The 11,888-nt window shown below is 42.3% G+C and carries 5 protein-coding genes; all 5 read right to left on the reverse strand.

Annotation, left to right across the window (positions count from 1 at the left end; all coding sequences use genetic code 11):
• Positions 1–4: 4 nt before the first annotated feature.
• Positions 5–3,991, reverse strand: a complete 3,987-nt coding sequence (locus RE317_RS00700) for a hybrid sensor histidine kinase/response regulator transcription factor (protein ID WP_008666507.1) — start codon at positions 3,989–3,991, stop codon at positions 5–7.
• 183 nt (positions 3,992–4,174) lie between these two features.
• Positions 4,175–5,542, reverse strand: coding sequence for a DUF6055 domain-containing protein (locus tag RE317_RS00705; protein ID WP_005844078.1), 1,368 nt, complete (start codon positions 5,540–5,542; stop codon positions 4,175–4,177).
• Entirely contained in the window at positions 5,542–6,768 is a 1,227-nt protein-coding gene (locus RE317_RS00710) for a glycoside hydrolase family 27 protein (RefSeq protein ID WP_008781320.1), read from the reverse strand. Before RE317_RS00710 ends, RE317_RS00705 begins: the two co-directional genes overlap by 1 nt.
• Positions 6,769–7,000: 232 nt before the next feature.
• Positions 7,001–8,680, reverse strand: a complete 1,680-nt coding sequence (locus tag RE317_RS00715; RefSeq protein ID WP_008666509.1) for a RagB/SusD family nutrient uptake outer membrane protein — start codon at positions 8,678–8,680, stop codon at positions 7,001–7,003.
• Positions 8,681–8,701: 21 nt separating this feature from the next.
• Positions 8,702–11,881 carry a TonB-dependent receptor gene (locus RE317_RS00720; RefSeq protein WP_008666510.1) on the reverse strand — a complete coding sequence of 1,060 codons (3,180 nt, stop codon included), beginning with the start codon at positions 11,879–11,881 and terminating at the stop codon, positions 8,702–8,704.
• Positions 11,882–11,888 lie beyond the last annotated feature (7 nt).

Consider the following 11,888-nt stretch of genomic DNA (forward strand, 5'->3'; position numbering starts at 1 on the left):
GTTTTTATTCTTCTCTTTTCCCGTTTACAAATTCCCCCGGTTTCATGCCGAACTGTTTTTGGAAACATTTGGAGAAATAAGACGGATTATTGAATCCTACCATATAACAGATTTCATTGATGCGATATTTGTTTTCTGCCAGCAAGATCGCTGCTTTTTTCAAACGTACCACTTGAATCAGTTCATTAGGGGTGATATTGGCCAATGTCTTTATTTTGGCAAACAGACCCGAACGGCTGATACATAATTTTTCGGCCAGGAAATCTACGGATAATTCCGGATTGGAGAAATTCTCTTCTATGATTTCATTCATACGGGTAAGGAACTTGTCGTCCATAGAATTATTGGCAATGCTGTTCAGCGGAACCAACGGCATCTTCGAGAATTTCTGACGCAGCAGATTACGCAAGTCTACCAGATTCTTGATACATGCTTCCAAGTATTGCATGGAGAAAGGTTTCTCTATGTAGGCATCTGCACCACAATCCATACCTTCTATCTTGGAGTTGGTATCTGTCTTGGCCGTTAGCAGGATGAAGGGTATATGACTGGTAGCCTGGTTAGTCCTTATTGCTTTGCAGAATTCCACTCCGTCCATGCGTGGCATCATCCAGTCGCTTACAATGAGTGTCACTTCGTTTTCTTTTAGTTTATTCAGTGCTTCTATACCGTCTTCTGCGGTAAGTATGCTGTATTTATCAGCCAGACTACTCGAAAGGAAATTCAACATTTCCTCATTATCATCCACAATCAGCATGGTTGGTTTATGTTTGATAGGAGAACCGGAGAGGTCCTCTTGCAAGATTCCTTCGGGAATGGCTGGGTTGTTCAATAGTGATGTGCCCGTATCCTGTGGCAGGACTTGTGCTTGTTCTATAGGCAACGTTACGATAAAAGATGATCCTTTGTTAACCTCGGATTCCACTTCAATACAGCCATTGTGTGATTCTACGATACTTTTGACAATGCTGAGGCCGATACCTGTTCCCGGCTTGTTATCCATAGCCTGATAGAACGGATGGAATATCTTCTTTTGTTCTTCTTTGCTGATCCCTATGCCGTTATCTGTCACTCGGATTATAAAAGTATGTTGTTCCGGCTGTACGATACAGGTAAGAGTAACTTCATCTTTTGTGTATTTACTGGCATTGGTCAACAGATTGCTGACTAGTTTGGTTACCGCCTCACTGTCTACTATAGCCGTGAAATCTGCTTCAGGATATTTTACAGTAAGCCGTGCTCCATGTTGGGCGATGAAAGGTTCGAAACGTTCACAAACCGCTTTGAGCAGTTGGTGGATATTTTGGGAAGCAAACTTCATTTTCATTCCTTCCTGTTCCACTTTCCGGAAATCCAGCAATTGGTTTACCAGGAACAGCAGACGCTGGCTGTTACGGTCAATAATATTCAGATCGTCGCGTACTGTAGACGGCAGGGACACGGGAGATTTCATTATTTTCTCCAAAGGTCCTATGATAAGGGATACCGGTGTGCGTATTTCGTGGGCTATCATGGTGAAGAACTTGATTTTGGCTTCGTGTACTTCTTTTTCCTTGTTGGCGTTCAGTTTGTTTATTTCAGCCGTATGTTTCTTCTCTGTCCGTTTGATGATGAAGCGGATGACGAATCCGAAAGCTATGCAAACCAATACAAAATAGAGCAGTTTGGAAGCGGTGGACCAATAGAAAGGAGGGTGGATGGTGATTTTCAGACTGGTTCCTTTTTCATTCCATATTCCGTCATTATTGGTCGCCTTTACTTTGAAAAGATAGGTTCCTGCGGGCAAATTGGTGTAAGTGGCCTTATTTTGGGAGCCTACATAGTTCCAGTCTTTGTCAAATCCTTCCAGTTTATAGGCGTATTTGTTTTTATTGGGGGTGCAATAGCTTAAAGAGGCATAAAGCAAGCTGAATGCATTTTCTTTATAGGATAGCTCCAGTTCTTCCAACTGGTTGAGAGATTTTGGAAGCAGTTTGTTTCCTACAGGAATTTGTTTATTAAATATTTCTAGTGCAGTAATGACTACCGGAGGACGTACGTGATTCGTTTTAATTTGATGGGGATAGAAAGCATTGAATCCGTTTACCGATCCGATATAAATTTTTCCGTCAGAAGCTTTGATACCTGCATTGGGTAGAAACTGGTCACTTTGTAGTCCGTCACTTTTAGTAAATACCTGGCAACCTTCTCCCGGTATATAGCGGACCAGCCCTTTTGTAGTGGTCAGCCATAATATATGCTGGTCTTCGATAATGCTGCATATATTGTGGCTGGGTATTTCTAACGGGATGGTTTCAAAATTGTCTTCCTCTATATTGTATTTACAAAGTCCGTTCATGGTTCCTGCCCATATCTCTCCATGGCTGTCTATCAGGCAGCAGTTTACTTGGTTATTGGCCAGCGTATTGGGCAGTGTATTGTTATGCACATAGTTTTTCCATATTTGTTTTTCCGGATGAAATTTGAACAATCCTTTTCCTTGTGTGGAAAACCAGAGATTTCCTTTTGTATCTTGGTCTATGTCTATGGTCATAGCATCTAGGTTCTTAATACGGATAAAATTATCCTCTTCCCGGTTATACAGATTGATTCCATTCATGGATGCTACCCAGATTCTATCCGATCTGTCTTTAAAGATGGCGTAAGAACTGGTTCCGTCCAGTGAGGTCGGGATATCTGTATAAGAGCGGTAGACTTTAAAAGTTCCCGTTTGCAGATTCAGTACATTCACTCCTCCAGTATAGGTTCCTATCCATAGGTTGTCTCCATCCATGCATAGTGCATGGACGTTGTGATAGGAAAGGCTGTTTTTATGATCAGCCGGTAGATAGTAAACGAACTTCCGGTCTTTAGGCGAGTATCGGTTCAGTCCACCGTCGTCCGAAGCTATCCATATTTGTCCATGAGCATCTTCGCAGAACCGTCCGATAACATTTCCATTTATAGAATTGTAAAGTCGTGAATGGGAAAAACTTTCAAATTGTTCAGCATTAGGTGAAATATAATTAATCCCTCCATAGTAAGTCCCAATCCAGATACCTCCTTCCCGGTCTTTTATGATGGGATATACAAAACGGTTTGATAAAGAGTTGGGAACAGTTTCATTTTCAGTAAACAGTTTATATTCTTCTGTAAGGGTATTGAATAATAACAGCCCGTCGTCCGATCCTATCAATAGTTGGTGGGGGGCATATTCCATTAACGAATGAATGTGTGTTACACCTTTTCCGTCCGTAGGGTGTAAATAGGTAGTGGTTTGCCGCGTATATTTATCTATTTTTTGCAACCCGCACTCCCATGTTCCCAGCCAAAGGGTCTGTTCTGAATCCTCCAGCATGGCTAATGCTTGTGAGTGGTGATTTCCGGCATTGTAAAGAAGTCCAAAAGGCTCGAATTTATTTTCTGCTTTGTTCAGTTTGTAAACACCTGATTCTCCTTGGTTGGTGAGAGCCCATATTTGGTTGTCACTGTCTGCCATTGTGCTTGCTACTATTCCGAACGCACTTGTAAATTCGTATTGTTCCAAATAGTTTTTTGATAGATTGTATCGGAACAAGCCTTGCCCGTTGGTCGAGAACCATAAATTTCCGTCTTTATCTTGCAAAATATGGTTGACGATGCTGGTTATGCGGACATTATTGGGAGTTGTGAGGTCGAAATAGGTAAAAGTTTCCGTTGCATAAGCATATATATAGATTCCCTCATCTGTCCCTATCCAGATATTCTTTTTGGTTCCGTACAGGGAGGATATGTATTTGCCTGCTGCCTGTGGGCAAATTGAATATGATTTTATCATGATTCCGTCATATCGGTTCAGACCTTCTTCTGTTCCTATCCATAGAAAACCATATTTGTCTTGCATAATGGCACGTACAGAGTTGGATGACAATCCGTCTTCTACGGAGAAATGTCGGAAACGGAAATCATTGGGTACAGCAAGTAAAGTTACTGATATAAGTAGAAAGAGTATCGAAAGGACAGGGCTTTTCATAGTTGTTATTTTTATCTTTATGCAAAGATAACAAGGTTTGAAATAATAGCATTGTAAAATGAAATATATTTATTGAGGTCAAGATAGAAATATGAATGTGTGGAAATATTTTCTTTAAAAGGGTGCCAATAGTCTGATAGTACTATTTTTGTTGCACCCTCATAAAGAAAATGTGATATGGTTTTATTGAATAATGGGCTGACTTCCAGTTATTCTTATCCGGTAAGGCCATTGTGCATCCTTTTCTTCCTGATTCGGATTTATCCAATGTTCGGCTGGCGCTCCCATAACGATGAACCAGAGACGTTCCGGAGATGAATTCTCTGGCACAGCATAACTGATTTTTCCCACAGGGTCTGCTTTCATTTCTCCATAGACTGCCTTGCCTTCTTTTGTGATGGTTACTATTCCATAGCGCCATCCGGCTTTGTCTGCATTGATGGTGTGGAATCCATTTTTATCGGCTTCTCCACAAAATTCTATTGTTACAGTTTGTCCGGTTGGGGGGATTGAGAGAGGAATGGCGTTGAAACCGTAGTTTTCCGGACAATTTTCGGGTGTGATCTGATACCAGTTGTCATCCATGCTGTTCAGTTTGCAGGTATATTGATTGGCATAAGGGCGTGTCTCTTTCCATACCCGTGGGAAATCCCAATTGATGAAATGACGGCAGGCGTCGAATATTTCATCACAGAATTGTTCCTGAGTCAGTCCAGTCATGCGTTTATAAGTCATTACAGGGTCTTCCCCTCTTTTTCCCTGACGATAAAGTTCGGCGATGAACGGCAGTCCCCGTTTCATGCTCCAATATTCTATGACGTATGGTGAATGATAAATGTTTTCCAAATGCAGATAAGCCTTGTGGGTAAGGGTCTTGAATGCATCCCAATGATATTTTTCATCGGTCATCCAGTCTGGATTCACTTGCCAGAGCATCCATTGTGAGGTCATTTCGAAGAAGCCGCAACCACCCCAGGCTTCTCCTTGGCCGTCACAGGTGATTTGTGACTGGAAACTATGTCCCAGTTCATGCGCTATACAATTCAGCTTTTCGTCCTGTACCCGGTTGGGGGCAATCCAGAGAGCGCCGATCTCACCGTCATAGTCTCCACCATAAGCGGTTCCTTCCAGTGAATAATTGATCATAACCATCATGCGGTATTTGTCGCATTTTGATCCGGTTTTGGCGAATTGCAATGTGTGATAGAAATAATGGTAAAAATGCTCTAGTTTTTCTTCCAGATTTTTCAGGTTTACTTTCATGGAATGTCCTTCCAGCTGAGGAGGGTCTGACAGGTTGTCACCAAATCCTTTTTCCCAAAAGATGACGAAGTTTTCGGTACATGCCATGCGGTGATAGCTCCATTTGCTTTCGGGGTCTTGCAAGTCCATGCTTCGCAGGTCTTTGGGGATATAGATTTCTTTGCCTTCGGGCAGAGGTACCGTTGTGCTTTCATTTTCCTGTGTTTTTGAGTTGGAACAAGAGATGAGCATCATCATGAGCAGGGGTAGGATATATGTTTTCATATTATTATAAATGAGTTGTTTCATTATTTAATGGGTGTCAGTCTGACCATCAATACTCCATGCGCGGGAATTTCGTGCCGGGTATTTCTTTCTGTGGTTCCTATGTCTTTGTGCTGCCATAGGTCTCTTATTTTATATTCCTTCCGATGTATGTTCACTTCATCGGCAAAATAGATGGTTTGTTTTTTCCAGTCATAATCCAGTTTCCAGCTGTTTTCCGTACGGTTCATGAAACATACAGCCAGTTCACCATCATTCAGCGGCTTTGCCCATATTTCTTTTTCGCCCATATCCATAAACCGGCGGGCTTGTTCTCCTTTTTTATCTTGGTTGATGGCTATTACCTCTTTATTGGTTAATATTTCTATGGTTTCTTTATCCATATTGCGCAGGTCGTTGCCGCTCATGAGTGGTGCTGCTAACATACACCACATGGAGAAATGGGTGATATATTCGTCGCGTGTCATTCCACCATTACCTACTTCCAACATCTCGGCATCGTTCCAATGTCCCGGTCCGGCATAAGGGTAGAGATCGGCCATCTTGTCTATAATGTCGAGTACTCCCACACCTCCCCAGTCGAATACACACTGGTAGCAATCGCGTATGTCAGGAGTGATGCGCCATAAATGTCCGATACCTTTTCCCCATTTCCATGGTTCATTCTCCCCCCATTCGCAAATGCTGAATACAATAGGACGTCCGCATGCTTTCAGCGCGTCGCTCATGGTACGGTAAGCAGCTTCCGCCTTTTGTCCTTCATTGGAGCACCAGTCGTATTTCAGGTAATCGATTCCCCATGCGGCGTATGTACGTGCATCTTGAAACTGATATCCGCGGCTTCCGGGTCTTCCCTGGCATGTTTCGGAGCCTGCACACGAATATATTCCCATTTTCAGTCCTTTGGCATGCACATAATCTGCCAGTGCTTTCATTCCATTGGGAAAACGTTTGGGATCGACCTGTATATTTCCTTCTTCGTCTCGTCCTACCTGCCAGCAGTCGTCGATGACCAGGTATTCATAGCCTGCATCCTTCATGCCTGTGGCAATCATGGCGTCCGCCATTTCTTTGATGAGCTGTTCGCTCACATTGCATCCGAATTTGTTCCAGCTGTTCCATCCCATAGGCGGAGTTTGTGCCAATGCGTTAAATACAGAGTCGGGTACTTCTTTTTTAGTGCCGAAATACATTTGTGCTCCGGCTGTAAGTGTGCTTGCCAGCAGCAGGATTATAAGTTTTGTTTTCATGGTACACAAGGTTCTTTTCATATAGTTTTCATATTTTGTGGGGGTAAAAGTAGTTTTTAGAGAGGTATTGATATGAAACAATCATGCAAAAATATAGCAAAATAGTCTGGATAGTGAGCTATATAGGAAAATTTGACTTGAAATTCCTTTATGTATGAAGGTGATTAAAAAAGGAGTATCTTTGTTGGACACTCCTTTTTTAATATTAATAATCTGTTGCTTCCCAATAGTATTATTCGTAAGGAGCGGCATCAATCAGTTTGGACTTATTCAGTTCCCAACGCGGAACAGGTACCCAATACAGTTTGTCATTATTGAATACACGTGTGGAAACTATATTATCTGTCCAGTATTCTTTGCGGTAGGTGCCGTCTTCATTTTTAAATTTGCCGATAGTCACGCCATAAATAGGCTTGCTATATTCTTCATACATTTTTTTCCAACGGCGAAGATCAAACCAACGTTGCCCTTCAAATACCAGCTCTATTTGTCTTTCATATTCATATTCGGCCCTGATATCTTCTCCTGTAGCGGGTGGTAAAAGTGCGCGGGTACGTACTTTATTTATATACTCTAAAGCTTCTGAGTTGTTACCTAGCTCAATTTGGCATTCGGCATAGTTGAGATAAATTTCTGAAAGACGGATGAAGAACCAAGGGGTAGTGTGCATGGTTGTTCCTGTTGCATCATAAGAAGGGTCGAGAAACTTCCGCATGGAGTATCCTGTATTGCTGGCATTCCACCAATATTCACCCCAATTGCTGTCTTTGCCGGCAGGAATCGTTTCATCTCCTCCATAATATACTTCTACCTCGCGTTTGTCTTTTCCATACCCCCATTCATCTCCATCTAATAAGAAAGCGGCATAAAAACGAATTTCACGCCCGTTCCAGGGATAATAGTCATAGTGTGTTTTCTTTTCAGAAGCAGTACCGTCTGCCATTTGGAACTTATCCACTAAATTTTGTGTCGGATTGAAATTCCCCCATCCTTGGAAGCCGTTACCAATGCCGCATGGAGCCTGATATAAAAATGAGTTATTATCACCTGATCCGTATTTAGGGTCAAATAATTTTTCGAAAATAACTTCTGGATTTTTCACATCATAAAACAATGCTCCATATTCCTCACTGTTATTTACCGTTTTTAAATAGTATTTGTTTAAGTCGAATACTGCTTTTGCAGCATTTGCTGCCGCTTGCCACTTTTCAGTGCTGGGTGTTCCAAATAATGGACTTGCCTTATATAATAGTACTCTGGATTTCAGAGCTAGAGCAGCTCCTTTGGTAACTCGTCCGAAATCATTGGGATCACTATACTCTATAGGGAGCAATGCAGCGGCCTCATCTAAATCCTTTATAATGAAATCGGCTACTTTATCCATATCTTCACGTTGCAGTTCAAATGAAGAATCCAGGTCAAAAGTATGATCTACGATAGGCACACGTCCGAATAAGCTGTATAGCATGTGATAATTCCATGCACGTAGAAACAGGGCTTGCCCTTTTTGTTCGTTTCTAGAAGTCTCATCTCCGGGTACATTATCTATCTTTTCCAAAAAAAGATTCAACTTGCTTATATATTGATAATAACTATACCAGGGATCCCACATCGTATCATCCCAACCGATTCCGGCATTATCACAGCTTAATAATCCTTGGGTCACATTTTCTGAACCATAAGTATGTTTTTGAAAAACTTCGTCTGTATAGTGTGCAAAGCGGGTGCCCTTCATGTTTTCGGCCATCAGGTTCATATATTGCGCATTCAGATAAGTTTCTGAAAGGGCAAGATCATTCCATACTGCTTCATCTGTGAAAGAGTCCAGCGGGTCTTGATCAAGTATATCTGTACAAGAAATCATGCCTATGCTAGCCAATGCAAAGGCTACATATAAATATATCTTTTTCATTGTTCATCGTTTTTGGGTTTCTTAAAATGTAATATTGGCACCGAAAGTAATCGTTCGCTGTAACGGATAGCTTAGCACACCGTTAGAGTTGATTACTTCGTTGTTGTCATTACGTGTTACACCTGCTTCCGGATCAGCAATCTTATAGTTGTCAATCGTAAATAAGTTTGCTCCGTTGACATAAATTCGTGCTTTTTGTATTCCTACTTTAGCTGTTAGATCCTTAGGCAATGTATAACCTAATTCCACTGATTTTAAACGTAAGAAGGATGCATTACGTAACCACCATGTCGAAGCTTGCCCATTCCAAGTATCACCATAAGTTTGTTTTATGAAGGCTTTAGGCCAACGTGCGTTGGCATTTTCTTCCGAGGTGTTTCCTTCTTTCCAGCGTCCTTCATAAAAATCTGTCGCCATGTTCATGGTTGGCTGGACTAATTGGCTGGCTTTGGCCTGTCCTTGGAAAAACATATTTAAATCGATACCTTTCCAACCTCCATTTAATGTAAATCCGTAAATGATTTTTGGAGTAGCTGTTTCATCAATACGGATTGCATCATCCCATGTTATGTTACCGTCGCCATTCGTATCTTGATAAATCAAGTCTCCTGGTTTGGCTCCGTCAATATGTGGCGTATTATCTACCTGCTCTTGAGTTTGATAGATGCCTAATGCTTTATAGAGTACTTGTCCGTCAATGGGATGGCCTTCTGTCTTTTGCCATGCAGGAGTGCTGGCTGCCTCATCCATATAGTTCACCTTATTTTTTGCGTAAGTTAAGTTACCTGTGATCCCCCATTCAAAATCACCTGCACGATCTCGATATGTAGCTATGATTTCTATGCCGGAGTTAGTAACTTCACCTATGTTCTCTTGTGGCAGAGTCATTCCTGCGTAATAAGGAATGGATGCGTTACGGTAACAAAGGATATCATTACGGTTGGAATGGAACCAATCAAAATCCAGACCAAATTTTCCGTTTAAGAATTGTGTGGATAAACCTAAGTTTAAAGTCTTTGCTTTTTCCCAAGTTACTACTGGATTGGCTACTCGTGCTTGGTAAAAGCCTTGGTTGATGTGTCCGTCCTCTCCTGCTCCAAAGTACGGCCCTTTATTATCTGCTAAGAATTTGTATTGGGACATGAACTGATAGGCGGCGATATTGTCATTACCCATCATGCCCCAGGAACCTTTCAGTTTGAAGAAGCTGACCACATCCTTTATCGGTTCGAAGAATTTTTCCTCACTCATCACCCAACCCAGTGAGAAAGCCGGGAACAATCCCCAACGATGACCGGGAGCAAAATTCATGGAGCCATCGTAGCGCAATGTTACCTCTGCTAAATATTTGTCTTTATATCCATAGTTGATACGTCCGAAGAAATTGCAACGTGCTGTAGCGTCTGAATAACCTCCATTGTCCTTGTCTTCGGGTACACTGCTGCCTGCAAATATTTCAGGAATGGCTGTAGACAGATAGTTGGTACGATAGGCGGAAAGAGTGTTATAATCATATTTGCTTTGTTCGTAGGCCACGAATGCATCTACTTTGTGAGCTTCGGCAAATGTATGGCTATAACCGATACGGGCATTCAGGGTGATTGTTTTGTAGTTGCTAGACCAGGAGTTTACACTGATTTTACCGGTATCTGCTCTTTTGTTCTGGTATTCATTGGTTGCTTTGTCATAATAATATAAGTCGTACGGCTGATTTAATGATTTGCCGTTATCAAAATGGAAATCCAGTGCGGCATATCCTTCTACATACAAACCTTTGGTAATCATATCCAGGTCAATATGCAGCAAGGGCTTCAGGTTTAATATATTATAGGTGTATTTATTGTATCCGGGCTGGTCTGTCACCATAATGGCGGCATTGCGGGTGATACCATCGTAACCTACTCGTGGGAGTCCGTTCGGGAAATAGGGAGCGCTGCCGGGAAAAGTGGTCAGGAAATAAGTAAACAGGTAGGGAGTCGAATAAATTCCACGGTTACGTTGTTCTTGACGTCCCAGAATATCAAAACTAAAACGTACGGATTTGTTGATTTTGGCATCAATGTTGGTGATGAATTGATATTGCTTGTAGTCCTGTGTGCTCTGTTTGTAAATGGCATCCTGCCACATATATTGAGCGGAAGAATAGAAGGATAATTTATCATTGCCACCACTTACGGACAAGCTGTGCTGAGTTTTTCCTGCCCAATCTTTGGCCACTGCATCCCACCAGTCTGTGTCGGGATAATTTAGATCATCATCATGATTTATATAATGTTGCAGCACTTCATCGGAATAAGTGATACCGCCCTGATCGTGGCGTGGGTCGGCGTCATATTCATTTACATAAGTCGCATACTGGTAGGAGTTCAGCATTTGGGGGATGCGTGTCGGTTGGGAAAGTGTGTAGCTGCCGTTGTAGTTTACTTGCATTTTACCTTCCTTACCGCGTTTGGTGGTTACCAGGATAACACCATTTGCGGCGCGTGCACCATATATGGCGGCAGAAGCGTCTTTCAGTACAGAAATAGATTCGATGTCTTCAGGGTTGAGGCGGCTGAATGAACGGTCAGCAATACCATCCACAACGATCAGTGGAGAAGTATTCCCTAAAGTCCCTTTTCCGCGGATAAGAATGTCGGCTCCATCCTCGCCAGGTTCGCCTGAACGGGTATTGGCTATGATACCGGCTGTCTTACCGGCTAGGGTATTACTTAAATTGGCTGCTGAGACTTTTTTAATATCTTCACCGCTTACAGATGATACAGAGCCTGTCAGGGTTGCTTTTTTTTGTGTGCCATAACCTACCACCACCACTTCATCCAGTATCTCCGTATCTTCTTTTAGCGTAACATTTACAGTTCGTTGTCCGTTGATGGATATTTCCATCTTTTTATATCCTATGTAGGATATTGTCAATGTGCCTTGGGCCGGTGCATTGAGGCTGAACTTACCGTCAAAGTCGGTAATGGTTCCGTTGGTCGTTCCTTTTACCACAACGCTGGCTCCGATGACAGGTTCCCCGCTGGTATCGGTAATCCGACCGCTGATGGTTTGATTTTGTTGAACTGTTTCCATGACTGATGTGCTGGCTTCCGGCAGTGCAAATACAGGGCTCATCCCTGCACCCGCAGTAAGGAAAAGACAGGTGGTAGCCTTTAGCAATGCTTTGCTGAACAAGGCCCGGTTCTCATGTGTTTTCATCATACAG

It is taken from the genome of Phocaeicola sp. GP0067 (assembly GCF_031119655.1).
Classification (GTDB): Bacteria; Bacteroidota; Bacteroidia; order Bacteroidales; family Bacteroidaceae; genus Phocaeicola; species Phocaeicola vulgatus.